This is a genomic window from Bradyrhizobium macuxiense, assembly GCF_001542415.1.
Lineage (GTDB): Bacteria > Pseudomonadota > Alphaproteobacteria > Rhizobiales > Xanthobacteraceae > Bradyrhizobium > Bradyrhizobium macuxiense.
In genome coordinates this window covers 13,478-39,179 of sequence record NZ_LNCU01000123.1, presented here as the reverse complement: position 1 = coordinate 39,179, position 25,702 = coordinate 13,478, and the positions used below count along the sequence as shown (strand labels likewise).

The 25,702-nt window shown below is 62.9% G+C and carries 27 protein-coding genes; 17 read left to right on the top strand and 10 right to left on the bottom strand.

What is annotated here, in order from left to right; translation table 11 throughout:
• The coding region (locus AS156_RS45470) for an ATP-binding cassette domain-containing protein (protein WP_245313247.1) at positions 1–522 on the top strand (522 nt) is incomplete at its 5' end.
• A 40-nt stretch (positions 523–562) separates the two neighbouring features.
• The gene (locus AS156_RS38300; RefSeq protein WP_066515448.1) at positions 563–2,128 is read left to right on the top strand and encodes an ABC transporter permease/substrate-binding protein; all 1,566 of its coding nucleotides are present in this window, start codon (positions 563–565) and stop codon (positions 2,126–2,128) included.
• A 31-nt stretch (positions 2,129–2,159) separates the two neighbouring features.
• Here the strand turns inward: AS156_RS38300 and AS156_RS38295 are convergent, their stop codons facing one another.
• Positions 2,160–2,795, bottom strand: a complete 636-nt coding sequence (locus AS156_RS38295; protein ID WP_066515459.1) for a DsbA family protein — start codon at positions 2,793–2,795, stop codon at positions 2,160–2,162.
• Positions 2,796–2,838: 43 nt separating this feature from the next.
• On the bottom strand, positions 2,839–4,656 hold the full coding sequence (gene dsbD, locus AS156_RS38290) for a protein-disulfide reductase DsbD (RefSeq protein ID WP_066515446.1): 1,818 nt from the start codon (positions 4,654–4,656) through the stop codon (positions 2,839–2,841).
• 104 nt (positions 4,657–4,760) lie between these two features.
• Between dsbD and AS156_RS38285 the strand changes: the two genes are divergently transcribed.
• Together AS156_RS38285 and AS156_RS38280 are read left to right on the top strand one after the other, a co-directional pair.
• A complete protein-coding gene (locus tag AS156_RS38285; RefSeq protein WP_066515445.1) occupies positions 4,761–5,423 on the top strand; it encodes a response regulator in 663 nt (220 codons plus the stop codon).
• Positions 5,420–6,739, top strand: coding sequence for an ATP-binding protein (locus tag AS156_RS38280; RefSeq protein WP_066515443.1), 1,320 nt, complete (start codon positions 5,420–5,422; stop codon positions 6,737–6,739). Before AS156_RS38285 ends, AS156_RS38280 begins: the two co-directional genes overlap by 4 nt.
• A gap of 45 nt (positions 6,740–6,784) precedes the next feature.
• On the opposite strand, the gene AS156_RS38275 is transcribed toward AS156_RS38280, so the two are convergent.
• Entirely contained in the window at positions 6,785–7,726 is a 942-nt protein-coding gene (locus AS156_RS38275; protein WP_245313245.1) for an AraC family transcriptional regulator, read from the bottom strand.
• A gap of 41 nt (positions 7,727–7,767) precedes the next feature.
• Between AS156_RS38275 and AS156_RS38270 the strand changes: the two genes are divergently transcribed.
• The 5 genes from AS156_RS38270 to AS156_RS38250 all read left to right on the top strand — a co-directional run bounded on the left by AS156_RS38270 (position 7,768) and on the right by AS156_RS38250 (position 12,807).
• Complete coding sequence (locus tag AS156_RS38270; RefSeq protein WP_066515428.1) at positions 7,768–9,087, top strand: tetratricopeptide repeat protein; 1,320 nt, start codon at positions 7,768–7,770, stop codon at positions 9,085–9,087.
• A complete protein-coding gene (locus tag AS156_RS38265) occupies positions 9,088–10,314 on the top strand; it encodes an MFS transporter (protein ID WP_066515425.1) in 1,227 nt (408 codons plus the stop codon). It begins immediately after the preceding gene.
• Between the two features lie 122 nt (positions 10,315–10,436).
• Positions 10,437–11,243 (top strand): CoA transferase subunit A, encoded by an 807-nt coding sequence (locus AS156_RS38260; protein ID WP_066515422.1) that lies wholly within the window; start codon positions 10,437–10,439, stop codon positions 11,241–11,243.
• Positions 11,240–11,986 carry a CoA transferase gene (locus AS156_RS38255; RefSeq protein WP_066515420.1) on the top strand — a complete coding sequence of 249 codons (747 nt, stop codon included), beginning with the start codon at positions 11,240–11,242 and terminating at the stop codon, positions 11,984–11,986. The genes AS156_RS38260 and AS156_RS38255 overlap by 4 nt, the downstream gene beginning before the upstream one ends.
• A gap of 158 nt (positions 11,987–12,144) precedes the next feature.
• Complete coding sequence (locus AS156_RS38250; RefSeq protein ID WP_066515417.1) at positions 12,145–12,807, top strand: cupin domain-containing protein; 663 nt, start codon at positions 12,145–12,147, stop codon at positions 12,805–12,807.
• 144 nt (positions 12,808–12,951) lie between these two features.
• Here AS156_RS38250 and AS156_RS38245 read toward each other — a convergent pair whose 3' ends face one another.
• The 6 genes from AS156_RS38245 to AS156_RS43190 form a co-directional block, all read right to left on the bottom strand.
• Entirely contained in the window at positions 12,952–13,485 is a 534-nt protein-coding gene (locus AS156_RS38245; protein ID WP_430641844.1) for a hypothetical protein, read from the bottom strand.
• 252 nt (positions 13,486–13,737) lie between these two features.
• A complete protein-coding gene (locus AS156_RS38240) occupies positions 13,738–13,932 on the bottom strand; it encodes a hypothetical protein (protein ID WP_066515415.1) in 195 nt (64 codons plus the stop codon).
• A gap of 183 nt (positions 13,933–14,115) precedes the next feature.
• Positions 14,116–14,700 (bottom strand): protein-S-isoprenylcysteine O-methyltransferase, encoded by a 585-nt coding sequence (locus AS156_RS38235; RefSeq protein ID WP_066515406.1) that lies wholly within the window; start codon positions 14,698–14,700, stop codon positions 14,116–14,118.
• 195 nt (positions 14,701–14,895) lie between these two features.
• Entirely contained in the window at positions 14,896–15,438 is a 543-nt protein-coding gene (locus tag AS156_RS38230; RefSeq protein WP_136626635.1) for an SGNH/GDSL hydrolase family protein, read from the bottom strand.
• Positions 15,439–15,563: 125 nt separating this feature from the next.
• Complete coding sequence (locus AS156_RS38225) at positions 15,564–16,277, bottom strand: thioesterase domain-containing protein (RefSeq protein WP_160331200.1); 714 nt, start codon at positions 16,275–16,277, stop codon at positions 15,564–15,566.
• A gap of 1 nt (position 16,278) precedes the next feature.
• Positions 16,279–16,497 (bottom strand): hypothetical protein, encoded by a 219-nt coding sequence (locus tag AS156_RS43190; protein WP_160331199.1) that lies wholly within the window; start codon positions 16,495–16,497, stop codon positions 16,279–16,281.
• 189 nt (positions 16,498–16,686) lie between these two features.
• Between AS156_RS43190 and AS156_RS38220 the strand changes: the two genes are divergently transcribed.
• Complete coding sequence (locus tag AS156_RS38220) at positions 16,687–17,889, top strand: hypothetical protein (RefSeq protein WP_066515400.1); 1,203 nt, start codon at positions 16,687–16,689, stop codon at positions 17,887–17,889.
• A 45-nt stretch (positions 17,890–17,934) separates the two neighbouring features.
• On the opposite strand, the gene AS156_RS38215 is transcribed toward AS156_RS38220, so the two are convergent.
• The gene (locus tag AS156_RS38215) at positions 17,935–18,540 is read right to left on the bottom strand and encodes a TetR/AcrR family transcriptional regulator (protein ID WP_066515398.1); all 606 of its coding nucleotides are present in this window, start codon (positions 18,538–18,540) and stop codon (positions 17,935–17,937) included.
• A 192-nt stretch (positions 18,541–18,732) separates the two neighbouring features.
• Between AS156_RS38215 and AS156_RS38210 the strand changes: the two genes are divergently transcribed.
• The 7 genes from AS156_RS38210 (at position 18,733) to AS156_RS38180 (ending at position 25,662) form a co-directional block, all read left to right on the top strand.
• Positions 18,733–19,992, top strand: coding sequence for an aromatic ring-hydroxylating oxygenase subunit alpha (locus AS156_RS38210; RefSeq protein ID WP_066515396.1), 1,260 nt, complete (start codon positions 18,733–18,735; stop codon positions 19,990–19,992).
• Entirely contained in the window at positions 19,992–20,483 is a 492-nt protein-coding gene (locus AS156_RS38205; protein ID WP_066515393.1) for an aromatic-ring-hydroxylating dioxygenase subunit beta, read from the top strand. Before AS156_RS38210 ends, AS156_RS38205 begins: the two co-directional genes overlap by 1 nt.
• Before the next feature lie 35 nt (positions 20,484–20,518).
• A complete protein-coding gene (locus tag AS156_RS38200) occupies positions 20,519–21,313 on the top strand; it encodes an enoyl-CoA hydratase/isomerase family protein (RefSeq protein ID WP_066515390.1) in 795 nt (264 codons plus the stop codon).
• Positions 21,314–21,321: 8 nt separating this feature from the next.
• The gene (locus tag AS156_RS38195; protein ID WP_066515387.1) at positions 21,322–22,059 is read left to right on the top strand and encodes an SDR family NAD(P)-dependent oxidoreductase; all 738 of its coding nucleotides are present in this window, start codon (positions 21,322–21,324) and stop codon (positions 22,057–22,059) included.
• On the top strand, positions 22,056–23,033 hold the full coding sequence (locus tag AS156_RS38190; protein WP_066515385.1) for an alpha/beta hydrolase: 978 nt from the start codon (positions 22,056–22,058) through the stop codon (positions 23,031–23,033). Before AS156_RS38195 ends, AS156_RS38190 begins: the two co-directional genes overlap by 4 nt.
• 34 nt (positions 23,034–23,067) lie before the next feature.
• On the top strand, positions 23,068–24,654 hold the full coding sequence (locus AS156_RS38185; protein ID WP_066515383.1) for a class I adenylate-forming enzyme family protein: 1,587 nt from the start codon (positions 23,068–23,070) through the stop codon (positions 24,652–24,654).
• A gap of 216 nt (positions 24,655–24,870) precedes the next feature.
• Entirely contained in the window at positions 24,871–25,662 is a 792-nt protein-coding gene (locus tag AS156_RS38180; protein WP_160331198.1) for an FkbM family methyltransferase, read from the top strand.
• Positions 25,663–25,702 lie beyond the last annotated feature (40 nt).

Below are 25,702 nucleotides of genomic sequence, written 5' to 3'. Positions count from 1 at the left end.
GGCTTGTTCCCGCACATGCGGGTTGCCGACAACATTGCCGTGACGCTCAGGCTGCTTGGCTGGAAGGCGAACGAGATCGAAACGCAGGTGGCCGAGATGCTGGATATGGTCGATCTGCCGCAGGACTACGCGAACCGCTTTCCACACATGTTGTCCGGAGGTCAGCGCCAACGGGTTGGCGTCGCACGTGCAATCGCCGCCCGGCCGCGCATCGTTCTGATGGACGAGCCGTTGGGGGCGCTCGATCCGGTCACCCGCGACAGCCTGGGGTCCTCCTACCGCGAGTTGCACGACCGGTTCGGCATCACGACCCTGATGGTCACTCATGACATCCAGGAAGCCGTGCTGATGGCCGATCGGATCGTCGTCATGAAGAACGGCCACGTGCTTGCCGACGACACACCGCATACTCTGATGATGGGTTCTGACGATCCCGACGTTGCCGCCTTGATGGAAGTGCCGAGACGACAGGCGGAGCGTATCGCCGCCCTTGCGGCCAGGAACGGACCTGCCAGTGCCTGATGTTGGCGCAGAGCTGCTGTCCGGTGCCCAATTAGACGCCTTGTTCGACGCCTGGCGTCTGCTTCCGACCTATCTCACGCCACACATCGTGCTTTGCGCAACGGCGCTGGGGCTTGGGCTTCTCGTCAGCCTGCCGCTGGCTGCCCTCGCCGCCGATCGACCGTGGCTGCGCGCGCTGGTACTTGCCATCGCGGGCCTGATCCAGACGATACCGGGGCTTGCGCTGCTCGCCCTTTTCTATCCTCTGCTCCTTGCGCTCTCGACACTGACCGTGCGGCTGTTCGGCTTCGGCATCCCCGCGCTCGGATTCCTGCCGACGCTGATTGCATTGACGCTCTACGCGATGCTTCCGATTCTGCGCAACGGCGTGGTCGGCCTGAACGGCGTTAGTCCTGCCATCGTCGAAGCGGCGGAAGGCGTCGGTATGACGACGCAGCAGATTCTGATGCGCGTCAAGGCGCCGCTCGCCACGCCTGTCATCATGGCGGGGGTGCGGACTGCCGCTGTATGGACGATCGGAGCTGCCACGCTGTCGACGCCCGTCGGCCAAACCAGCCTCGGCAATTACATCTTTACGGGATTGCAGACCGAGAACTGGGTTTCTGTGTTGTTCGGCTGCGTTGCTGCCGCCGGGCTTGCTCTGGTCACCGATCTTTTTCTCAGCCTTGTGGAGACGGGCGCGTCCGAACGCAGCAGGAAGCGCGTGGCGTTCGGTATCGCCGGGCTTGCCCTGGGTACGCTCGCCGGCCTCGCGCCGCTGCTCTCGAACGAAACCGCAACCTATACGATCGGCGCGAAGAGCTTTTCCGAACAGTTCATCCTGGCGGATCTGATGGGTGATCGACTGAAGGCCGAGGGAGCCGGCGTGATGCGCAAGGACGGGCTCGGTTCGGCCATCGCTTTTCGCGCGTTGGCTCACGATGACATCGATGCTTACGTCGATTACTCCGGAACGCTCTGGCGCAATGTCATCGGCCGCACCGATACGCCGCCGCGCGAAAAGATGCAGGCGGAGATTGTTCGCTGGATGAAAGCAGAGCGCGGCGTCACGGTGCTCGGCGCGGTCGGCTTCGAGAACGCCTACGTTCTCGCGATGAGACGAGAACGAGCGCGGGAGCTGAACATCACGTCGATCGCCGATCTCGCCCGCGTTGCTTCTCAACTCACCATCGGCGATGATCTTGAGTTCCTGGGACGACCGGAATGGAGCTCGCTGAAGAGTGCCTATGGCCTGTCGTTCAAAGCGCGACGCTCGTTCAACCCGACGATGATGTATCACGCCCTTGAATCCGGCGAGGTCGACGTCATCTCCGCATTCTCCAGCGACGGACGTATCGCGGCGCAGGATCTTCTCGTGCTGGCCGACCCGAAGCATGCAATACCGTCCTACGACGCGCTGATCCTCATCGCGCCAAAGCGCGCCGCCGATGCGCGGTTGAAGCGAGCACTTGCTCCTCTTGTCGGCTCGGTTTCGGTTGAGGCGATGCGCGCCGCCAACCTCATGGTCGACGGCGACACCGACAAGGCTTCTCCGGGAGAGGCGGCGCGGGCCTTGGCAAAGGCGGTGCATTTGCCGTCGCAACAAGTCCAGAATCAGGATCAGTAGCTCCTTCGTTTGATGACGGCCTGCTCGCCGCTCACTTCTTCGCCGCGCGTGCGCGCGCATCCGCGGCAACGCGCTTGAAGCCTTCGTAGTTCAGGGCCGATGTCACCCGGTACTGTCCGACGATGTAGGCCGGTGTTCCCATCAGGCCCAGCGAGTCCGCCTGGGCGAGGTTGCGCCTGAGCAGCGTGGTGATCTCGCCGGCGTGGGTCTGGAGATCGGCATCGAGCCGATCCATGTCGACGCCCGACTTCGCGATCGCCTCCCGCATTCGCTCCGCGGGAATCTTCGGTCCGGGGATGCCCATCATCGCGAAGTGCGCATCGTCGTAGCGGTCCTGGTACTTCGCCGCCAACGCCCATTGCGCCCCCTTGATCGATGCTTCGGTGAGGATAGGCCAGTCCTTGTAGACCAGCCGGATCTTGCCGTCGGTCTTGACCAGTCGCTGAAGCTCGGGCTCCGACTGCTTGCAGTAGGGGCAGTTGTAGTCGAAGAACACCACGATGGTCAGATCGCCCTTCGGATTTCCGGTCGTCGGTGCCGCGGGATCATGGAGGATGGCTTCGCGCGACACGTCCGCTTCCGTGGGCTCGTCTGCGGCGCGCGCCGGACCAATGAGATAGCGCGCGCCGGCGATTGCGAAGATCTGGGCGAGCGTGCGTCGGGAGATGGTGTGCAGCATGTCTTGCGTTCCTTTCGGGTCGTTGATGGTGTCAGTCGGCGGCCGCGACGGTTGACAATTTCGCGAGCAGGGCGTCCGCATCGACCGCGCCGACGATCTTCTCCGTCGGATCGCCGTCCTCGTGCGGGCCGAACAGAAGGATGGTCGGTGGGCCGACGATCTTGAAATGCTGCATCAGGGCGCGGCTCTCTGTATCGACCGCGGTGACGTCCGCGCGCACCGTGCGGAAAGCCTCGAGCTGCTTGCGGATGTCGAGCCTGCGCAGAACCGTGTCCATGAGGCGGCATTCGACGCACCAGTCGGCCGAGACGTCGACCATCATGGGCTTGCCGTCGGCGCGGGCGGCGGCGAGCTCGCGTTTCAATCCGTCCATGGACCTGATCACTGCGGGGCCGTTCTCCGCGACGGGACGGAGCAAGCCGAAGTTGTCGAGGAGGCGCGTCGCCATGGCGTTGCCGTCGCCCGCCGAGCCGATCAGAAGCGTCGAGCTGACCAGCAGTGCGAGCGAAGCCGGGGCCGCCCAGGCAATACGTTTGAGGCCTTCGGTCTTCAGAAACAGCAGGCCGAAATAGATCGCCAGTCCGATCGTGAGCGCTCCCCACAGCTGCAAGGTCAGCCACTCGCTCAAGACACGCGATACCATCCAGATCGCGAGGCCCAGCATGACGAAGCCGAACAGCTCGCGCATGCGCACGAGCCAGGGACCGGGCTTCGGCAGGAAGCGCGGTCCGAGCGCGCCGAACACCAGGAGCGGCACGCCCATGCCGACGCCGAAGATGAAAAGGGCTGCCATACCCCTAGCGACCTCGCCCGTCCGCGCGACATAGAGCAGGGCTGTGGCGAGCGGAGGTGTCACGCAGGGACCCGCGATCAGCGCGGAGCCGAAACCGAGCGCCAGCGCCGCGGCGATCGGACTGCGACCTTCAGCAGCAACCTGGCCCGAGATCCTGTCGATCAGGCCAGCCGGCAATCGGATTTCGAAGAGCCCGAACATCGACAGCGCGAAGACGACGAGCACCGTGCTCATGATACCGATCGCGACTGGTGTCTGAAGCAGGACCTGAAGATTCTCTCCGGAGCCTGACCACGCTGAGAAGGCGCCGAGCAATGAATACGCGGCCGCCGATGCCCCGACGAACGCGATTGCGAGGCCCAGTCCTCGCATGCCGGACGGGCGCCCCTCCGAACGGGCCAGCAATCCGAAGAAAATCGGCACCATCGGGAACGTGCATGGAGAGAATGACAGCAGGAGACCGAAGCCGAAGAAGGTGGCCAGCATGCCGCCGAGTGTGACCCAGGAGGAGAGGTCTGTTGCCGAGCCGAAGGTGGAGCCGATCGAACCGCCCTGGCCTGGTCCGCCGGAGATGTCCTGCGGGGTGTCTACGAATGACGAGGAGGTGGCGGACGAGTCGGCGCGGTCGCGGACCTTGATCGCCAACGCCCGCAGATCGATCGTCTTGAGGATCGGTGGGTAGCAGATGTGATATTGTTCCGCGCAGCCCTGATAGGTAACGACGATTTCGTTCAGACCTTGCAGATCGGCGGACGCGATCTCGGCCTTCGCCGTGTCGTGGTAGACTTCCTGAAGACCGAAGTCCGGATCGTCTTTGGGTTCTCCCCGAGACGTGCTCATCTTGATCGTCGCGCCCGGAGGCATCGCGTCCTTTGCGGCGATCATCGCTCGATAGAGATAGCTGCCGGCTCCGATCGTCCAGCCGAGCGTCAGTCCGGCCTCGTCGCGGGTGACTTTCAACCGGAAGGCCTCATCGGCGGGAGGCGGCGTTCCGGCCTGGGCCGAAATCGATGACAGAACTAGGAGTAGTGCGATCGAGACACGGAGAATGCCCATTTGTCTGCGGCGGCCTTGCTTTCGGATGCGGATGCCGCGAATTGGAAGGCCTACCTTAAGCCAGCCTTAAGGTTGCCGGTCGAGAGGAGTTCCCGGAGGTAACGATGCGTATTCTCGTCGTCGAAGATGATCCGATCCTGTCTGACGGTCTGCGCACCGGTCTGTCGTTGACGGGTGCCACCGTCGACGCGGTGGAGACCTGCGAAGAAGCGGATGCGGCGATCGCGGCGTCGAGATATTCCGCCGTCGTCCTCGACATCATGCTTCCGGACGGAAGCGGACTCGATCTGCTGCGCAAGCTGCGGAGACGCCGGGATGCCACTCCCGTCCTTCTTCTGACGGCGCGCGACAGCATCGGCGACAAGGTGTCAGGACTGGATTCCGGCGCCGACGACTATCTCGCCAAGCCGTTCGATCTCGACGAACTCGCGGCGCGCCTGCGTGCAATTGTCCGAAGGGAAGGCGGGCGTGCGGCGCCGATGCTGGTTCACGGCTCCATCGTGCTTTCGCCTGCGGACCTAGCCGCGACCGTCGACGGCCGGTCGATCAGGCTCTCGCGGCGGGAGTTTGCGATTCTCACCGCGCTGATGGAGCGTCCCGGGCAGGTCCGCTCGCGCGCCGAACTCGAGGAGCGCCTCTACGGCTGGCAAGAGGACATCGAAAGCAACGCGGTCGAAGTCCATATCCACAATCTCCGCGCCAAGATCGGAAAGGACGCGATCCAGACCATCCGCGGCGTCGGATACCGGATGGGAGCCGCCCTATGAAATCGCTCAGGTTGAGGCTCTTCGCGACGCTGCTCGCTGCGACCGGGATCGTCTGGTTGACGGCGGTGGTCTGGATCTATGTCGGCAGTCGCGGCGAGGTCGAGCAAGTTCTCGACACGCGCCTCCAGGAGGCCGCGCGCATGGTGGCTTCGCTCGCATCGGGTTTCGAAAGTCTGCCGGGGAAGTCGGCGCCTGCCGCCATCGCGCAACTCGGCAGCTACGAACGCCAGCTGTCGTGCCAGATCTGGTCGCTCGACGGTCGCATGGTGGCGAAGTCGAGCGGCGCGCCGGACCAGCAACTCTCGTCCGCTTCGTCAGGCTTCTCCGATCGAACGATCGACGGCGAGACCTGGCGCGTGTTCACGGTCGAGGACGCCGGCCACAATCTGCGCGTCATGGTCGGTGACCGGCTGTCTCTTCGTGAGCGCCTGGTGGCCGATCTCATCAAGGGTCTGATGCTGCCGGCGCTTCTGATCGCTCCGCTGCTCGGCGCAGCGATCTGGGCCAGTGTCGGGCAGGGGCTGCGCCCGCTGCGCCGGATGGCGCAAGATCTGGGCGACCGGGAGCCGGACGATATGCGTCACGTTCAGGCCGACCAGGCGCCGATCGAAGTCAGGCCGTTGGCGAACGCCCTCAACGGGCTGCTCAGCAGGGTGGAGGCAGCGCGTCGCCACGAACGGGAAGTGACGGCCTTCGCCGCGCACGAGCTTCGCACGCCGCTGGCAGGGCTGAAGACGCAGGCCCAGGTGGCGATGGCCGCCGAAGATCCGAAGGTCGTGCGCGGCGCGCTCGAGCAGATTGTCGCTGCGGTCGACAGGAGCACGCGCCTGGTGCGTCAACTCCTGACGATCGCCAAGCTCGATGCCGACGCGGCCGACGCGCCGCGAAGCACGGTGGCGGTCGGTCCGATCCTGGCCGAGATCGTCGCGGACACTCCGAAGCACGACGGGACGGTGATCACGATCGATGCGAGTGTGCGCGAGATGGTCCTCGACACCAATGCCGATTGCCTGCAGCTCGCGCTACGGAACCTGCACGAAAACGCGGTTCAGCACACGCGCGATGGCCGCATCGTCTGGGCCGCGACACCGAACTCGCTCTCGGTCGAGGATGAGGGGCCCGGCATACCGTCCGACGAGCTCGACAAGCTGGGCAACCGCTTCTTCCGGGGTCGGCTCAGGAGCCCGATCGGCAGCGGACTCGGCCTCGCGATCGTCAAGCTCGCGCTGGCGAAGATCGACGCCGAAGTCACCATCTCGAACCGAACGGGGTGCCGCGGGGCGAGGTCCGAGCTGACATTCCCCGTCCGAACGTAGCGGGCTCGCCCGCGATCCCTGATCGTCCTTCTCTCGATCGGACCATCATGCCGCGGACCGCGAGCGGCGAGCGGAGCCCGGCGGCTTTCGGGGAGGGCCCGGACGTGTGCCGGCAACCGACCGCATGTAAGCGTGCGGGCTGGATCCCATCTCCGTCCGAAAGGCGAAGATGAAAGCCGACGCGGAGCCGTAGCCCAGTTGCATCGCCGTTTCGGTCACTCCCGTGCCGCTGCTCAGGAGCTCGATTGCGCGCAGCAGCCGAAGCCTGCGCCGCCACGACCGGAGGCTCGAACCCATTTCCGCTTCGAACTGGCGCGTAAGCGTGCGCGACGACATGCCGAGCATCCTGGCCCAATCGTCCGAACTTCTGGTATCGGCGGGATCGATATAGAGCGCCTCGCAAAGACGCAGCAAGCGTTCACCACGCGGCCACGGTAATCCGGCCGTCAACGCTTGAGCCTTGCCAAGCTGATCGAGAATGAGCGTCGCGACGCGGTCGGGGTAGCCATCGCCATGCTCGCGCCCCTCGATGGCTGCAGCCTCCACGATCAACGCCTTCAGCAAGGGCGAGACAGCCAGCAGTGTCGGGGCCGACGGCAAATTCCGTCCCGCCTCCACGGCAATCCAGAGGCTGCGAAACTCGGCGCCGAGCAGTGAGCCCACCCGATGACGAACGCCGCTCGGCAGCCAGACGGCCTGGTCCGGTGAGATGACGAACGAGCGGCTTTCGGCGGTCACCATGAGCACGCCGTCGATGGCGTAGACGACCTGATGCCAGTCATGCGCGTGCTCCGGGAATTCGTGCCGTGGCGGAATCGACTGGGCCCGCATGGTGATCGGACGCGGGGGTAGCGCGTCCGGCGGTGTGGAAATATGCGACCAGGTCATCGCGTCTCCGATTGGCGGATATTCTATATAAATTGGCAAAACGTCGAAAGACAGCCTGATTTCGGTCTGGTAGCGCTCCAAATTGAGGGGCGGCGGCATCGAAAGCTCGCCGGCCCATCCTCCGTTACCAGGAGCCGAGCATGGCCGAGTTCGACAATCGCGGCCTTCCGATTTCAACGGGCTCGCTGCAAGCAGCGGCCAGCTACCGCACCGGCGTCGACCTCCTTCTTTCGGCCTGGCCGGGAGCGGAGGATGCGCTGCGGCAAGCCATCGATCACGATCCGCAATTCGCGCTTGCGCACGCTGCTCTCGCGCGTCTCCGTGCGATCAATGCGCAGCCCGCGGACGCGCGCGCGAGCATCGCAGCCGCGCTGGAGATCGTCGCTCGAAACGGCTCGCCGCGGGAGATCAGTCATGTGTCGACCCTCTCGCTCGCGGTGACCGGTCAATCGGTCAAGGCGCTGGAGAGCGCGCTCGCCCATCTCGAGCAATGGCCGCGCGACGTCCTGATCCTCTCGCTGCCGTTGGGAGCGTTCGGTTTGTTCGCCTTCTCGGGAATGACCGGTCATGACCAAGCCCGCGTGGATCTCTGCGAACGGGTGGCTGATCGCTACGACACCGACGACTGGTGGTTTCTCACCTATCGCGGATGGTCCCACGCCGAGAACGGATCGGTCGCCAAGGGTCGCGATCTCGCGCAGCGCGGACTCGAACGGCGCCGCGCCAACGCGAATGCTGCGCATGCCGTTGCGCACGCCATGCTCGAGCAGGGCGCGGCGGGAGAGGCGGAGACACTGCTCGAAGGCTGGCTGCCCGAGTACGACCGGGCAGGGATGCTGCACGGCCATCTGGCGTGGCACGCGGCACTCTCTGCGCTGGAGCGCGACGATCCGCAGCATGCGCTTGCGATCTATGCGAAGCATGTGCGGCCGTCGGTCTCGCTCGGCCTTCCGATCAACGTCGTGAGCGACACCGTCTCGCTGCTGTGGCGGCTTCAAGCGAACGGCTACGCAGTGCCATCAGGCATGTGGGAGGAAGTCGAAAGCTACGCCGGATCCCGCTATCCGAATCCCGGTCTCGCGTTCGTCGAAATGCACATGGGTCTGTTGGCGGCGGCGACCGGGCGACACGTCGCCGCGACCGACCGTATCGATGCGAACGCGCGGCGCGTCGCGGACGGCGCGCTGCCGGCGGGCTCTGTCGTCCCGGCGATCGGTCTCGCCGCGCTCGCATTCGCGAACGCCGATCATGCCGAATGCGTGCGGATCCTCGAGCCCGTGGCTGGAGACGTCGCGCGTGTCGGCGGCAGCGGCGCGCAGCGGGAAGTCATCGAAGACATGCTGCTGCTCGCCTTGATGCGAAGCGGCCAGTCCGCCAAGGCGCGCGATCTGCTCGATCGTCGCCTTCACCGCCGTCCTTCGCAGCGCGACACGCGCTGGCGCCGCCAAGTCGAGGTCTGAATGTCGCAAGCCGTCGCGCAAGGCCCGGTGGACGCTCCGCCATTGTTCCGTCTCGAGCGCGCCAACGTCATGCGGCTGGCGATCGCGCAGGCGCTGGCCGGCGCGAACTCGACCGTCATCTACGCGACCGGCGCCGTGATCGGGGACATGCTGGCGCCCGAGAAAGCGTTGGCGACGCTGCCGATCTCGATCTTCGTCGTCGGGATGGCCGCATGCACGTTGCCGGCCGGAGCAATTGCGCAACGTCACGGCCGGCGTGCTGCGTTCATGATCGGAACGGGCTGCGGCGTCCTGGGCGGCCTGATCGGAACGTTGGCAGTGCTGCAGGCCTCGTTCTGGCTGTTCTGCGTCGCGACGTTCTTCGGCGGTGTCTACGCCGCGGTGGTGCTCTCCTTCCGCTTCGCTGCGGCCGACTGCGCGGCGCCCGAGCGCCGACCACGCGCGCTGTCGGCCGTGATGGCAGGTGGCGTTTTCGCGGGCGTGATCGGCCCGCAGCTCGTCACGTACACGATGGACCTCTGGCAGCCGTATCTCTTCGCGGCGACCTATCTCGGGCAGGCCGCGGTTGCGGCGATTTCGTTGCTGGTTCTGGCTGGTGTGCGTCTGCCGCTGCCGACGGCGGCCGAAGCCGGCAATGGCCGTCCGCTCGCCGTCATCGCGCGCCAACCCCGCTTCATAGGCGCGGTGGTGTGCGGCGTCGTCTCCTATCTGCTGATGAATTTCCTAATGACGGCGGCGCCGCTCGCGATGAAATTCTGCAACCTCCCGCAGCAATCCGCCAATCTCGGCCTGCAATGGCATGTGATCGCCATGTATGGGCCGAGCTTCTGGACCGGCAGACTGATCACCCGGTTCGGCGCGTCGAAGGTGGTGGCGACGGGTCTGCTGTTCACCGCCGCGTCGTCGGCAGTCGGCCTTCTCGGTATCCAGGTCGCGCATTTCTGGGCGACCCTGATTTTACTGGGCGTCGGCTGGAATTTCGGCTTCGTCGGGGCCTCCGCGATGGTCCTCGAATGTCACCGGCCCGAAGAGAAGGCGCGCGTCCAGTCGCTGAACGATTTCGTCGTGTTCGGCACGATGACCTTCGGCTCGTTCCTGTCCGGAGGGCTGCTCTCCGCATATGGCTGGGACACGGTTCTGTGGCTTTCGTTTCCGCCTCTCATCTTTGCTGTGGTCGCGTTGCTGGTGGCGTCTCCGCGACCGCTCCGCAGCGGCAGTGCGGCCTGATCCGAATTTCGGTCGGCCTTGAGGACTACGATGATCTGCGAGATGATCTTCCGGGATCGCTCGACCGGTTGGAATAGCGAAGTGCCCGACGATCGATCGGGCCGGAAACGGGGAGATGAACCATGACTGAATTCGTGTCGCCCGAGGCGATGGCCGAAATGATCCCCTCCGGTGTCAAGCTCGGCCTGGCTCCTGACGGTTCGGGATCCTGTCCCGCGATGATCCGGCTGCTGATCGAACGCGGAATCCGCGACCTTCACGTGGTGTGCGCACCGATCGGCGGCATGCAGGTCGACATGCTGATCGGCGCCGGCGCGATCTCCGTCCTCGAGACCAGTGCGGTCAGTCTTGGCGAGACCGGCGGGGCACCATGCTTCGGCCGCGCGATCCGGAATGGCAAGATCCGCATGCTCGATGCGACGTGCCCTGCCGTGTTCGCCGGTCTGAGCGCGGCGGAGAAGGGCGTGCCGTACATGCCGATCCGCGGCATCATCGGCAGCGACGTTCTGGAGAACCGTTTGGACTGGAAAGTCACGACCAATCCGTTCGACGAGAACGAGAAGATCGTTGTGGTTGCGGCGATCCAGCCTGACATCACGCTCATCCATGCGCCGGAAGCCGATCGCCTCGGTAATGTCCGTCTCGGCCGGCGCCGCGAGATCATGCTGTTGGCACACGCATCGAAGAAGACCTTCGTCACCGTCGAGCGCATCTCCGAGACTTCGTTGCTCGACGACGAGAAGCTTGCCGCCGGCATCCTGCCGGCGATGTACGTCAGCGCCGTGGCCGAATACAAGAACGCGGCCTGGCCGACTGGCCTCTACGCCGAATACGAACTGGATGCCCGCGAGGTCGATAACTATGCCCGTGCCGCGCGCACGCCGGAGGGCTTTCAGGCCTACATGAGCAGCGCCAGGAGTGCAGCATGACGCGTGAATGCACCAACCGCGAACTGCTGATCTACACGATCTCGCGCCTTTTGACCGGAGTGCGGCATGTCGCCGTCGGGATGTCGTCGCCGATGCCCGCGGCCGGCGCGATGCTGCTGCGGGTCCTCAACAAGAAGCGAGGGCTCGGCGACGTGCAGGTCTCGATTCTCGGCTCGGTCAAGCACAACGCCTTCACCAGCGGTTCCGAAGAGTTGTTCGACTGCGCGGCGCAGGGCCGCATCGACGCCTTCTTCCTTGGTGGCGGCCAGATCGACGGCAAAGGCAATGTGAACCTGGTCGGCACCGGCGGCTATCCGAACTCGGAGGTGAGGTGGCCGGGATCGTACGGTTCGGCCTATCTGTACTTTCTGGTGCCGCGCGTAATCCTGTTTCGCGAAGAGCATAGTCCTCGCGTGCTGGTCGATCAGGTCGATTTCATCTCGGCACCGGGTGCGACCGAAGACGGAGTCTACAGGCGCGGCGGTCCCCATGCGCTGCTGACCAGCGCGGCATTGTTCACGTTTCAGCGCGACACCAATCGCTTCCGGCTGGAAAGTGTCCATCCGGGGCGCAGCGCGGCTGACATTCGAGGGATGACGGGGTTCTCATTCGACAACGACCATTGCGAGGTCGAGACGCCAGGACCGGACGCAGAGACCCTTGCGCTGATGCGAAGCCAGGTCAGGACCGAACTCGCCGAGACCTATCCGCAATTCGCCGCGTCCCTTCCAGAGGCGGCTTGACGACATGCGTCGGGCGACCGCGAAAGATTTTCTTTGGCGGTCGCCAAGATTGTCCCGTTTGAAGAAACGCCGACGGGCGAGCATCTTCCCGGCGTGTCCAAGTCTCAGGTCCGGTCAGGCGAATTTCAGAATGGTTTTGACCATGATGGAGGAAAGCGATGCGTATCAATGACGACCTGACGGTTCCCGTGATCGTTCAAGCTTCGGCGCTTCCTTGGGTGGCGAGCCCGGCTGCCGGCGTGGACCGGCGCATGCTCTTCCGCATCGGCGAGGAGGTGGCGCGGGCGACGTCGATCGTGCGCTACGCGCCGAACAGCGCATTTCCGCGCCACACCCACGGCGGCGGCGAGGAAATCGTCGTTCTCGATGGCGTCTTTCAGGACGAGCACGGCGACTATCCGGCCGGCAGCTACTTCCGCAATCCGCCGGGCACTTCGCATGTCCCCGCTTCGGCCGAAGGCTGCACGATCTTCGTCCGCCTTTGGCAGTTCCGCGAGAGCGATCGCGAGCAGATCGTACGGCGTCCTGGAGAACGGGGCTCAGGAACGGCGAGCGCGATCGAGCTGTTCGACGATGGGTTCGAGAACGTGCGGATCGAGCGCATGGCACCGGACAGCGCGGTCCTGATCGAGAACGCTCGCGGGCTTGAAGCACTGGTTCTCGACGGCAGTCTGCTGATCGCCGATCAGAACCTGACGTCGCAAGGCTGGATTCGCTTGCCGGCCGGTCTAGCGCTGCGGGCTGTCGCGGGACCCCAAGGTGCGAAGGTCTGGCTGAAGGATGCAGCGCTGATGCACCCGGACGTCTGCCGGATGGCCTGAGCCTCTTTGCGCTCAGATCTCGCGGATGTGCCAGCTAACGGCGCTGGCCTTCGGTCCAGGCTTGTCCGACGACGTGTCGCTACGCATTACCGATAGCGGCTTGGTTCGGTTGCAGCCGTGAAGTCCCTGGCGAGAAAGCGAAAGCTAATGATCCGCAGCCAGTTGCACCGTTTGGCGCCCGCCGTTGAGCTCTCGCAACTGGTTTACGTATTCCTCGGGCTTCAACAAATGGAATGGAGCCTTCAAACCCATGAAGCTGGCGATACGACCAATAAAAGCTGTGCAATTGGCCGTTTCCGCGTTCCAGACCGGCGAGGTCGCCTGAAGGTGCTTGATATACGCAAAAACCTTCTGCGCGTCGGCCTCGCTCAAGTACACGCGATAGCTGGCCGTCAAATACTGCTCGTCAAGATCGCCGTAGCTTGCCCCCGTTTCGGAGGGCACAAACGTGAGATGTCCCAGCACGTAAGGCAGGACGTCGCCCGCCGGGTGCAGCCCCGCGACTTCGACCTGCTTTTCGCTTGTCTTGCCGTACCAAACGAACGCATGCCCATAAGACGCTGCCGTGCGGGCACGGAAGTCGACGTAATACGGTCCCTTGGCCGCAGTGGCCCTTCGAACCGGTTTCACGTCTGCTCTCGAAGCGGAAGCGCTCGGTCCGGCAACGGCCGTTGCCACAACCGCCCGTGACGGCGGCTTACGCGGCTTCTCCTGCTGCAGCGGAGCCTGGTCCGTTTGCGCAGCCAGTTGCTGCGCATAACCGATGCCGGCTTCCAAAGTCACGGAAGCCACCACGATACCAAGTCCGGTAAGCAGCCGCAGACCGCTCCGTTTCCGATTCGATTTTGGCACGTTCAAACCCTCACAAGACATCAACCTCAGGCAGCACCCTCAGCAAGCAAGGGGTGCGTTGCCCGGGCGATGCTCGAGTTAGCCCTTCGTGACGATCGGAGCTTTTCCAACCGGGGTCTTGCCGACCGGGTACTTGCCAACAGGGTATTTGCCAATCGGCATCTTGCCAATCGGAGCCTGTTCCGTAACCGGCTGCGGATGGGGGAGGTCGGCCGCGCTGACGGCAGCCATGAAACCGAAGGTCGCAACTCCAGCAACGAGAAGTTTCAGCATCGTAATCTCCGAGATGGTAGCGTGAGTAAGATCACCCTACCCCCAAACGGCTATGCCGTAATTAACGCTGTGGCAAAGCTTGGGCCCGGGCGGTCGTTTCTTCGCCGGATGTGACAAAAACAACACGCTTTGCGTGTGTCTTCGGTATGCAGGGACGGGCGAGACCGAGCTCGTACAGCCGGCTCAGGACAGGCGCGGCATAATGCGCCCGGTCCGTGCCATATACTCGCGATACTCGTCGCCGAACGTTTCCAGCATCATCCGTTCCTCTCGGGCAACCCGCCCGAAATACAACGTGCCAAATCCGACCAGGCCCGCGAAACCGGCGACGAAATTCGGCAAAAGCAAGGCCTGAGCGACAGCCCAAAGCCAGAATGCGGAATACATGGGGTGCCGAATCGTTCGATAAATCCCGTCGGTAATCAGGTGATGATCTTCCCGCACGTCGAGACTGACCGACCAATTCCGGCCAAGAGCGCGATGGGTGAGTCTGAACATGACCAGCGCTGCAACCGCCACGAGAACGCCCAGCCAGGCCTGAGCCGGCCGGAAGGCGTACGATGCGAAATGAGGCATGGCCGTTCCAACGTAGATGAAGGGCACAATCCCGAGACCGGTGAGCGATATCAGCAGCAGGGTGGTCTCGCGAGGACCTCGGGCGCTCCGCAAGACCTTTTCACGACGAGCACGACGCGCGTATCTGTAGCGGAGGAGATACCAACCGACCGCCATCATCACAAACGCGAACTTGGCAATGCCAGGCGTCATCGTTGGCCAAGCGCTGGTTTCGCTGGCGCGCCATCTTTGTCGATCACGGGAAGGGCGCCATCCTTAGCGAGCGTCTGAGATTTGACCGAAACAGGTCCACAGACCAACATGAAGTCATCATACAAGGCTTGCGGGTCGTTTCCACTGATAAATTGGCAGTGCGACTGATAGAGTCCAAGGCGGATGCGCGGCCTCCTATCTCGCCCGCGGCGAAGCCGCGATGGCTCTCCGGTCTATCATCGCCAACACGCGCGGGAGTAACTGCGACGCGATGAAAGCGTGACCGTCGCCCGTGAGGTGAATGAAGTCAAAAGCGTAATACCGCGCAGGAATCTCGTCGTCGTACACGATGACTTTGATGCCGCGATCACGCAACCGCCGCTCCATCGCCGCGATGTTGGCCGCCCGCTGCTCCTTCGTAACGAGGAAACGCTTATCATTGCCGCCAGGCTGCAGGATTGCGATATCGGTTCCTTTTGGCACGTCGCTATCAATGCGCTTGAGCATGCCGGCCGTGGTATCAAAGGGAACGCCGGCATTGACGACGTTCGCATTGACGCCCTTCTGTCTCAGCAGGGCTTCCAGCTTGGCTGGATAAGCGCCCTGTTTCCCAACGTACCAGCCTTGCGTGTTGCTTGCGCCGACCGCCACGATATGGATCGGCTTCGTGAAGCCGGCGCACATGGTCGCCAGGATGCACACAGCCATGGCGATCGAGAATTGTCTAAGCGCTGTCACCAACTGCCTCCCCGGTTGAAGTGCTAAAGAAAAATAACACGGGCCCCGGGCTCCGGCAGCGGCGTAACCTCAAGCCTCACATGTTGCGTTCAAACCCCGCCTTCAAACTGCCTTTGGGTACTATGCTAGGAGTTGGTCGAAGCTCCGGCTGCGGGTACTGCGTTCGAAGGCGTCTGGTGTCCTCGTGGGCGCGCGACAGCGGACCCGATTGACCGGATCTTTCGTATGACGATGCTATGCAACGCCGCGCTTTTATCGATGTTGAAGTGATTGACGTTCGGATCACGAACAAAATAGTTCGTCAGCTCGCCGCGGAAGCCGGGGCCGCGACTGATTCGAACGCTTTGATTTTTGTACAGATTTAGAACCCGCGCGACATTGGCCGTCGCCACATGAGAATCCGTTCCGTCGAATGGGACAACCAGGGCGACCGGCACGCCCATTTGGCCAAGATACGCTGCCATCGACATCACGGCGTCGGCACCAAGAGAGTGCCCCACCAGTACAATAGGCCCACGCTGGCCAGCTCTGTATTTTGCGACAATGTCGTCGGCAACGCTGCTCCACTGGGTGTGATTGGCGACAGTCGCGGCGATGCCAACCGATTGCAGTTGAGCGGCAAGCTGGTCCATGCCCAAAGAAAAGACGTTCAATAATCCGCGGAACAAATAAACATGCGTCGTGGAAGAATAATGCAGTCGAGCGGGCGAACCTGTCGATCTGAGTGCAACCACAATTCCGGGGCTCGCCTGAGCCGCGCTGTTCGAATGCAAGCTGCTTGCAAAAAGAATCGTCAGGACGGCACATACCAGCGCCGCGCTGTAGCGTAACCTTTCCATTTCAGGATCCCTCGCCCGCTTCAAGTTCGGGCGCATTTAAATCAGACTTGCAAATCGTGACAATCAAGAACGATTTCGAAAAGCATGTTGAGGCGCGCAATTGGTTTGTTGTCGCGGATTTGTCACACCGGGAAATGCGATCGGGCTGCGACTGTTCATGACCTTCCAGCGTCAATTGGGCTCCCGCCACGAAACCGTCCCCCGGCACTTCTGTGGTCAAAGCCAATCTCAATGAGGGGCACTTCGCGGAGAGGGCGGTAATGTAGTAGGGTGCAGTCCGCATTCATCCATGTTTTATGGTTCACCGAGGATGCAGGATCAGCGTCGTAAGAGTTCCCAGTAAGTGTCTATGCGTTTCAATTCCCGGAATGGGCGGCAGCCAATATCCATGCAGATTTCGAGTGGCTAGATGATTCGACGGCGGCACGTCTTCCACATTGGTGGTTACGATCCAATCACCCCAGAAGAGCAGGTGGAGCGTTTGCGCCGCTCGCTGTCGTGCTTCGACAAGATCTGGGGCGCTTCTTCACGGGTGTCGGAAATCTCGAACACATCCGCAATCAGTGCTTCATGCAATCTGGAAGCATGGGGGCCTAACTGGAAAACCGACGTCACCTTCGAAATGCTGCGCTGGGATGATCTCATCCGGCGCGATTCGGGTGCCGGGCTCGGGTCTCGTCTCGTTCAGTCGATGAAAGCGCTGTTCGACTTCATCGTGACGGGAACACTATTCAGATATGCGATTGCGAGCTGGAAATATGCGCTCTTCTTCATCTTTCCGTACTTCTGTTTGCTGTTGATCGCATTTTGCAGCGTCGGGCTGTCGTATCTGGCGACCAGGCTCATACCCGATACAATCTGGGTCGGGCAGTTGCTGCTTGGCATTTTCCTGTCGCTTGCCATCTTCGTCGGCTCGGTGCTCTGGATTGGACCGAAGCGCCGGATAAATCACATTCTCGATGATGCTATTTTCTCCCATAAATTTCTCTACGGCAAAAAAGGCGAGGTTGATAAACGAATCGACGATTTTGCGGGCGTGATATCAAAAGCCGCGCGGGCGTCAGACGCCGATGAAATCCTGATTGTTGGTCATTCCCTCGGCGCTGCACTCTTGATAGCAGCGGTCGCGCGCGCGCTCAGGTTGGATCCTTTGCTTGGGTCCCGCGGGCCGAAGCTATGCATTCTCACGGTAGGCGCTACTATTCCCAAATTCTCATTGCATCCGATGGGAGGCCAAATACGGCAGGCGGCACAGCTTGTCGCGGGAACACCTGCCGTCAACTGGGTCGAATACCAGGCGCGAGATGACGCAATCAGCTTCTATCGCTTCGACCCCGTCACTCTGAAACGGATCAGTCGAGACCATTCAGAAGGGTGCCCAACGATTCGGCGCGTCCAAATACATTCAATGGTAAGTCCGATCCGCTTCAGGCGTCATCGATTCAACTTCATGCAGATACACTACCAGTTTCTGATGGGAAACGATCAGCGGTCGGTTTACGACTACTGCATGATTATTTGCGGCCCGTTCGACTTCAACGTCGCGACGTCACCGTCCGGAGCTGTTGAGCTATTCGAGGCAAACGGTTCGGTGACGGCAATCCCAGCTTGATAGGCAGACCCTTTCGGACGAGAGGCGCTGTTCGCTGGTCTGCTGTCAGCCGCTCGCGGGCTCGGCCAGAAATCCCTTCAGGAACAGACCGGCCGCCAATTGCGCGAACTCCTTCGGCTTGACCGGGCCTTTGGCATCGTACCACGTGTAGGTGTAGTTGATCATGCCGAACAGCATCATCGTATAAACGCGGGCATTTCTGCGATTCATCTTTTTCGTGACGTCGATCGAAGCCAGCACCTTGCCGACGAGCTCGACAATCTTGCGTTCGGTCTGAACGATCTGGCGCTGCTCCTCCGCCTGTAGCGCGCCGAGATCGTTCAACAGGACGATCTGCTCTTCCGGCGACTGCGCGTTGTGCCCGACGAAGGCCTCGATCACCCGCTCGAATTTCTCGAGCGGCGATCCGCCCTCGGCGACAGCCTGCTCCAGGCTCGCGAGCAGGCTGCGCACGAGCGAGTCGAGCATGGCAAACAGGATCGCTTCCTTGGAATCGAAGTAGTGATAGATCGCGCCGCGGGACAATTCGCACGCTTCGACCAGATCTCCGATGGATGAACGTTCATAGCCGCGCGTCGCAAACAGGCGCGCGGCGTTGCGGAGGATGCCGGCCTGGATGTCGTCGTAGTTTTCGGATCTCGTGCGAGCCATCCCCTCACTGTCCCTGATTCGTCCCGCGATCGGCGCGAAACGCTCGTACCAGCTGCCGTCTGGGCGGGCAAATTGCGCGCATTTCGCGGCCTGTAGGCACCCACTTGCCTGGCGCAGGAAGATGTTCTATTAATAGAACGGACGGTCGGATTATTATTAAGCCGATCGAGAAACAGATCAAGGGAGACGCCGATGAACATGCTCGCCCGGAGTCCCGAATGGGGCGACCTGATCCGCCGCGACCGCGTCCGCGGCGGCCTCTACCGCGACCCCGCGATCTTCCAGATCGAGCTGGAGCGGATCTGGTACCGGACCTGGGTTTATGTCGGACATGAGAGCGAGATATCGAAGCCGCATGATTTCGTGCGCAAGTCGATCGGCCTGCAGCCGATCCTGATGACGCGCGGCCAGGACGGCCGCATTCACCTTCTGCTCAATCGCTGCACGCATCGCGGCAACCAGCTGTGCGCGAAGGAGCACGGCAACGCCGTCAACTTCACCTGTCCATTCCACGCCTGGAATTTCGCCAGCGACGGCCGCCTCGTCGGTTATGCCTTCCCGGATGGCTATCAGGGCCTCAACAGGGAAGCGCATGGGCTCGGGCGGGTGCCGCGCGTCGCCTCGTACAAGGGCTTCATATTCGGCTCATTCGCGGCCGACGGGCCGTCGCTGGAAGAGCATCTCGGCGGTGCCGCGGAAACCCTCGATCGACTGGCGATGACTTCGCCGGAGGGCGAGATCGAGATCACGGCGGGCTTCCTCAAACACCGCGTCAGGGCGAACTGGAAATTCATCCTCGAGAACGAGACTGACGGCTACCATCCCGCCTTTGTTCACTCGTCGATCTTCGCCGTCGCCGACAGCGGTATCGGTAATCTCTACGGCGCGAAGTCGACGGCGCTGACCCGCGACTACGGCAACGGTCACACCGAGCTCGACCTCAGGCCCGAGTTCCGCAAGCGCGATGCGCCCCTGAGCTGGTTCGGCACGACCATCGAGCGCCTGCCGGACTATGCCGCGCGCATGAACAGCGCTTACGGAGAGGCGAAAGCGCGGCAAATCATGATCGATGGCACGCCGCACGTCATGATCTTCCCTAATCTCTTCATCGCCGAGATCCAGATGTTCGTGATCGAGCCGCTCGGCGTGGAAGACAGCGTGCAGCACGTGACGGCGCTGCAGTTCAAGGGGGCGCCCGATCTGAACCGCCGCATGCGCCAGCAGACCATGGGCTCGGTCGGGCCGGCGGGCCTGCTGCTCGCCGACGATTCGGAGATGTATGAGCGCACGCAGCGCGGCGTGCATGCGAGCGACACCGACTGGATCTATCTCGGGCGCGGAGAGCATCGCGAGCGCCGCGACGGCGACGGCTTCATGGTGGGGCATGCGACCGATGAGGTGCCGTCGCGCGGCATGTGGCGGCACTACCGTGCATTGATGGAGCAGGCCTGATGCTGCAGGTGCAAAGCAAGGCGGACCTGATCCACGACGTCTCGCAATTCCTGTTCCGCGAGGCGCGCTACGCCGACGATCACCGCTACGAGGATTGGGAAGCGCTGTGGGCCGACGACGGCGTCTACTGGATTCCGGCCAACGGCGACGACATCGATCCGGAACGGCAGATGTCGATCATCTACGACAATCGCTCGCGCATCGGTCTGCGCGTGAAGCAGCTTCTGACCGGCAAGCGCCACACGCAGGAGCCGCAGTCGCGGCTCCGCCGCATCGTCGGCGACATCGAGGTCGTGAAGGAGGACGATCGTGAGCTGCACGTCGCGTGCAACACGATGATCTTCGAATCGGCGTTGCGCGGCGACATCATCTGGGCCTCACGAAACGAATTCGTGCTGCGGCGGGACGGCGACGACTTCAGGATTGCCCGCAAGAAAGTATCCCTGGTCAACAATCACAAGGCGATCTTCACACTGTCGTTCCTGGTGTGATGGCCGGAGGCCCCCCGGCACGCGGAGGAAATCCCATGACTGCAGATGATCCGGTGCTGTTCTCCGTCGAACGGGGCCTGGCGCGCATCACGCTCAATCGTGCCGGCGCCTCGAATGCCATGAACGCTGAATTTCTCGAGGCGTTGTGCCGGGCGATCATGGCTTGCCACGGCGAGCCGGGGATTCGTGCCGTCCTGCTGACGGGACGCGGCAAGAACTTCTGCGCCGGCGGCGACATTCATGCGTTCGCGGCGCGCGGCGAGCACATGCCGGACTACATACGGGTCGCAACAGCCTGGCTGCAGAATGCCGTCACGGGATTGATGCGGCTCGAGGCGCCCGTGATCGCCAGCGTGCAGGGATTTGCCGCCGGTGGTGGTGGCTTCGGTCTCGTCTGCGCCGCCGATCTCGTGATCGCGGCGGACAGCGCCAAATTCCTGGCGGGAGCCACCCGGGTCGGCATGGCGCCGGATGCCGGTGTCAGCGTCACGTTGCCCCGGCTGGTCGGCCTGCGCCGCGCGACCGAAATCCTCCTGACCAACCCTGTTCTCACCGCCCAGGACGCGCGCGATCTCGGCATCGTCAACCGCGTCGTCCCAGAAGCGCAGCTCGAGCAGGCGTCGCTGGAATGGGCCCGGGAGATCGCTTCCGGTGCGCCCAAGGCGCTTGCCGCGACCAAGCGCCTGCTGACGAGCGGTATCGGGAGCAGCATCGATTCGTGCCTGTCGGAGGAAGCGCGCACCGTATCCGAGCTCTCGGGAACGGCCGACGCCCGCGAGGGCCTCGCTGCGGTGATCGAGCGACGCGCACCGACCTTCGTTGGCCGATAGCTGCAAGCATGACCGGAGCGCTCACAGGACGTCGTGCTTTGGTCACCGGAGGCGCCAGTGGCATCGGCGCCGCGATCGCGCGCGCCTTTGTCCGCGAGGGCGCGCAAGCCACCATCCTCGATCGCGACCGACGTGCCGGCGAAGCGATGGTCGGCGAATACGAGCTCGCTTTCATCGAGGCTGACGTTGCAGATACGGAGAACTTGCGCGCGTGCATTGCCGCCGCGGGCAGTTTCGACATTCTCGTCAACAGCGCGGGCGTCGATCAGCATGCTTTTTTCACGGCGACCTCGCCGCCCGAGTGGCGCCGCTGGCTCGCAATCAATCTCGAGGCTGTGTTCGCGACCACCCATGCCGTGCTGCCGGCGATGCAGGCGGCGCGCTTCGGCCGCCTGATCAACATCGCGTCCGAAGCGGGACGCCGTGGCTCGCGCGGTGGCTCGGTCTATGCCGCGGCCAAGGGCGGCGTGATTGCCTTCACCAAATCGATGGCGCTCGAGAACGCCCGCTACGGCATCACGGCGAACGTGATCGCGCCGGGCCCGATCGATACGCCGATGCTGCGCCGCGCGGTGGCGGCCGGCGGCGAACGGCTTCTGGAGGGGATGAAGGGCGCCACGCTGCTGCAGCGCCTGGGGACGCCGGACGAGGTGGCGGCGGCAGCCGTGTTCCTCGCATCCGACGCAGCCGGCTACATCACGGGCGAGACGCTCGGCGTCTCCGGCGGCATGGGAATCGGCACATGACCGCGGCGCAGCAGCCGGGACCGGTCCATTCCGCCGCAGCCGACGACGTTGCTGTCGTGGTCGAACGCCTACGCAACGTCTATGCGCGCTGGACGCGAACAACCCAGATCGCGCAAATGCGCGACGACTGGGACGATCTGTTCCGCGGCCGCGCGCGGGTCTGGCCGGAACACAGGTTTGAGGCCGGCGGCGTGCCCGCCGAGTGGATCGTTGCCGCGAATGCGCCGGCGGACCGGACTATCCTTTATGTACACGGAGGCGGTTTCCGCATTGGCTCGATCGAATCGCATCGCGATTTGATGCAGCGACTGTCCACCGCAGTCGGCGCCCGGGTGCTCGGCATCAATTATCGCCTCTGCCCCGAGCATGCCTTCCCGGCACCGGTTGAGGATGCGCTATCGGCCTATCGCTGGCTGCTCGACAGCGGCGTCCCTCCCGGATCGATCGCGCTCGCGGGTGACTCGGCAGGCGGAGGCCTGGTGCTTGCCTGCATGTTCGCGGCGCGCGCGGCAAACCTTGCATTGCCTTCCGCTGCTCTTCTGATGTCGCCCTGGACCGATCTCGCTGCGACCGGAGCGACCTTTGTGTCGCGGGCCGATGTCGATCCGCTGCATCAGCGGCCGATGATCCTGAGCATGGCGAAGGCCTATCTTGGGCCGTCAGGCGATCCGCTCGATCCTCTGGCTTCACCGCTCTACGGCGAGCTCGAGGGGTTGCCGCCGCTGCTGATCCAGTGCGGCGATTGCGAGACGATCCTCGATGACTCCATGTGCCTGGCCGACCGCGCTGCGAAGGCCGGCGTCGCCGTCGAGCTCGAGGTCTATCCATCGATGATCCACGTCTTTCAAGCCTTTGGCGAGTTGAGCGCCGCCGGACGGGCACTCGCCAGCGCCGGTCGATTTCTCGGACGGTATCTTACGGAACAGGACAAGCGGCCCGCAGAAGGTCGTGCCGACACGCTGGTTTGCAGGTGAACGCAGCCGGCAAGCGGAGAAAGGGGAGGGAACGATGACGTTTGCGCGCGACCTGGTGAAGGCTGCCAGCCGAAACTATCCGAACAAGACCGCATTCATCTGCGGTGACCGTCGTGCCACATGGGCGCAAATGGACCAGCGTTCGGACCGGCTTGCCAAGGCCCTGCAGGGGCTCGGGCTGCAAAAGGGCGACGTGGTCTCGACCTTGTCGCAGGAACGGATCGAGGTTCACGAGCACTTCTACGCCTGCATGAAGACCGGCGCGATCCGCGTCGGGGTCAACGCACGCTATGTCTGGCGCGAGATCGAGCATGTCCTGCGCGACAGCAAGACCCGGTTTCTGTTTGTCGAAGACCGCTGCGCGCCCCTGATCAGGGATCACCTCACAGAAATTGAGGCCATGCAGATCGTGCTGATCGGCATCGGCACCACCGCACTCGCCTACGAACAGGAGGCGCTGATTGCCGCGGCGGAAGGTGAGCCGGCATGGCCCGCGCTCGCGCCTGATGATCCCCTGTTCTACAGCTACACGTCGGGCACGACCGGCTTTCCCAAAGGCGTCATTCTGACCCAGCAGGGCGTCGTCGATGCCATTCTGTTCTCGGTCTCGTCGTTCGGCTTTTCGCCCGATGATGTCTGGTACAACCCGTCTGCGTCGGCGTGGGTCACCATCGTCATGAGCAGCTTCAACCTGGCCAACGGAATGACCACGGTGATTCCGGACGGCGGCTTCCGGATCGATCAGTTCCTGGTTGATGTCGGCCGCTTCGGCGTGACCAGCGTGATCCTGGTGCCGACCATGATCCAGTGGATCATCAACGAGCTCCGCTCCAGGAGCTATGATCTGTCGTCCTGGCGGTTTCTGATCTACGGCTCGGCGCCGTCGTCGCCGGCGCTGATCCGCCAGATGCGGGAGGTTCTGCCTTGCGCCTTGGTGCAGACCTACGGTCTGACCGAAATCACCGGAGGATGGGCCACCTATCTGTCCGACAAGGATCACAGGGAAGCGTTCGCACGGCGTCCCGAATGGCTGAAATCGGTCGGGCGCTTCGGTCCCCATTTCGAATGCTCGATCCGGGATCCCGACGGCAGGCCCTTGCCGCCGAATACCCAAGGCGAAGTCTGGATTCGCGGCACCGCTGTCATGAAGGGCTATCTCAACCGCCCGGAGGAGACGGCGGAGGTGATGCGCGAGGGCGGCTGGCTGTGCACGAACGACATAGCGCTGCTGGACGAGGACGGTTTGCTGCATCTGCTCGACCGCAAGAAGTTCATGATCATCAGCGGCGCGGTCAATGTGTTTCCCGCGACCGTGGAAGCCGTGCTTGCCGAGCACGATGGTATTGCCGAGGTGGCTGTCATCGGCGCGCCCCATCCCGAATGGGGCGAAGCCGTCATTGCCTTCGTGCGGGTCAAGAGCAGTCATTCCCGCCTGAGCGGGCGCGACATCATGGATTTCTGCATCGACAAGCTGTCGAAGCCGGAAATTCCCAAGCACGTTGTCCTTGTCGAGGAACTGCCGAAGACGTCGAACGGCAAGATCATGAAACAGCCGCTTAAGGAGATGCTGACGCGCGATCCGTCGCTCCTCCCATGGAACAGCGGCCAACGATGTGAATAGCGGGTTCCTCGCATAGCCAACTCGCTTTCTTCGGCGCTCACATCTCCTGCGCCCCAAAAAGGCCACCGCGCCAATTCAAAAAACACGGCGCTAATAATGCGTCGATAAAAATCAATGGTTGTGAGGGGCGTGATGGCGGGAGCAGCCGAGCGGTATTTTCGCCGACCGCTGCGGTGCGCCTGTCGCCAAAGACACGCCTCCGCGCGGGAGAAGACGATGGCGACTAACGATCTGATCTACGATGTCGGCGTCAATGACGGAGTCGACTCCGCCTATTATCTCTCGCGAGGATACAGAGTGCTCGGCATAGAAGCGAGCCCGGTCCTGGCTGCAAAGCTGAGAGAGAAGTTCGAACCGGACATACGAGAAGGCCGCTACACTCTGTTGGAGGTCGGAGTGGCTGACGACGACGGCTCAGCTGAATTCTGGATGTCTGATGTCACCGAGTGGTCATCTTTCAACAAGGATGTCGCATCCCGCGACGGGACACCGCATCGTGCCGTGCATATAGCGACCAGACGCTTCTCCTCGATCGTCGAGGAGTTCGGGGTTCCCTTTTATTGCAAGGTCGATATCGAAGGTAACGATCGGTGCTGCGTGCGAGCTTTGACCGAGGAGACAGCGCCTCCTTATCTATCCATCGAAATGTCACACAAGGATGGCGGCGTGGATCTCAACCTACTCGACGCGCTGGGATACCGGCACTTCAAGATCATCAGCCAGGTGACGCGCGCTCAGCCGGTTCCATCACTGATGAAAATCGATGGCATGCTGTCGGGATTTCCCAAGAAGGCGCTGAGAGCGGCGATCAAGCGAACTTTGGGTGTGCGGTCGTCCCATGGCCGGAAATTTCCTCTGGGCTCGTCCGGCCCATTCGCTGAGGGCACGCCCGGCCGGTGGCGCTCGGTGAGCGACGTCAGAGGACTCTGGGCCTTTCTGAAGGAGTTCGACGAACGTACGGGCAAGAACCGTCTCGGCGAGTGGTTCGACTTTCACGCCAAGCGCTAGTCCTCCGCCGCTTGCCGTTGCTTCGGTCGTTTGTAAGCCA

Coding starts and splice junctions, on each gene's coding strand:
- AS156_RS38200 (WP_066515390.1), top strand. CDS start 20,519: ATGACTGCAGATGATCCGGTGCTGTTCTCCGTCGAACGGGGCCTGGCG.
- AS156_RS38205 (WP_066515393.1), top strand. CDS start 19,992: ATGCTGCAGGTGCAAAGCAAGGCGGACCTGATCCACGACGTCTCGCAA.
- AS156_RS38195 (WP_066515387.1), top strand. CDS start 21,322: ATGACCGGAGCGCTCACAGGACGTCGTGCTTTGGTCACCGGAGGCGCC.
- AS156_RS38185 (WP_066515383.1), top strand. CDS start 23,068: ATGACGTTTGCGCGCGACCTGGTGAAGGCTGCCAGCCGAAACTATCCG.
- AS156_RS38225 (WP_160331200.1), bottom strand. CDS start 16,277: ATGGAAAGGTTACGCTACAGCGCGGCGCTGGTATGTGCCGTCCTGACG.
- AS156_RS38190 (WP_066515385.1), top strand. CDS start 22,056: ATGACCGCGGCGCAGCAGCCGGGACCGGTCCATTCCGCCGCAGCCGAC.
- AS156_RS38240 (WP_066515415.1), bottom strand. CDS start 13,932: ATGCTGAAACTTCTCGTTGCTGGAGTTGCGACCTTCGGTTTCATGGCT.
- AS156_RS38210 (WP_066515396.1), top strand. CDS start 18,733: ATGAACATGCTCGCCCGGAGTCCCGAATGGGGCGACCTGATCCGCCGC.
- AS156_RS38250 (WP_066515417.1), top strand. CDS start 12,145: ATGCGTATCAATGACGACCTGACGGTTCCCGTGATCGTTCAAGCTTCG.
- AS156_RS38265 (WP_066515425.1), top strand. CDS start 9,088: ATGTCGCAAGCCGTCGCGCAAGGCCCGGTGGACGCTCCGCCATTGTTC.
- AS156_RS38215 (WP_066515398.1), bottom strand. CDS start 18,540: ATGGCTCGCACGAGATCCGAAAACTACGACGACATCCAGGCCGGCATC.
- AS156_RS38220 (WP_066515400.1), top strand. CDS start 16,687: ATGATTCGACGGCGGCACGTCTTCCACATTGGTGGTTACGATCCAATC.
- AS156_RS38270 (WP_066515428.1), top strand. CDS start 7,768: ATGGCCGAGTTCGACAATCGCGGCCTTCCGATTTCAACGGGCTCGCTG.
- dsbD (WP_066515446.1), bottom strand. CDS start 4,656: ATGGGCATTCTCCGTGTCTCGATCGCACTACTCCTAGTTCTGTCATCG.
- AS156_RS38260 (WP_066515422.1), top strand. CDS start 10,437: ATGACTGAATTCGTGTCGCCCGAGGCGATGGCCGAAATGATCCCCTCC.
- AS156_RS38275 (WP_245313245.1), bottom strand. CDS start 7,726: ATGCCGCCGCCCCTCAATTTGGAGCGCTACCAGACCGAAATCAGGCTG.
- AS156_RS38235 (WP_066515406.1), bottom strand. CDS start 14,700: ATGACGCCTGGCATTGCCAAGTTCGCGTTTGTGATGATGGCGGTCGGT.
- AS156_RS38285 (WP_066515445.1), top strand. CDS start 4,761: ATGCGTATTCTCGTCGTCGAAGATGATCCGATCCTGTCTGACGGTCTG.
- AS156_RS38180 (WP_160331198.1), top strand. CDS start 24,871: ATGGCGACTAACGATCTGATCTACGATGTCGGCGTCAATGACGGAGTC.
- AS156_RS38255 (WP_066515420.1), top strand. CDS start 11,240: ATGACGCGTGAATGCACCAACCGCGAACTGCTGATCTACACGATCTCG.
- AS156_RS38280 (WP_066515443.1), top strand. CDS start 5,420: ATGAAATCGCTCAGGTTGAGGCTCTTCGCGACGCTGCTCGCTGCGACC.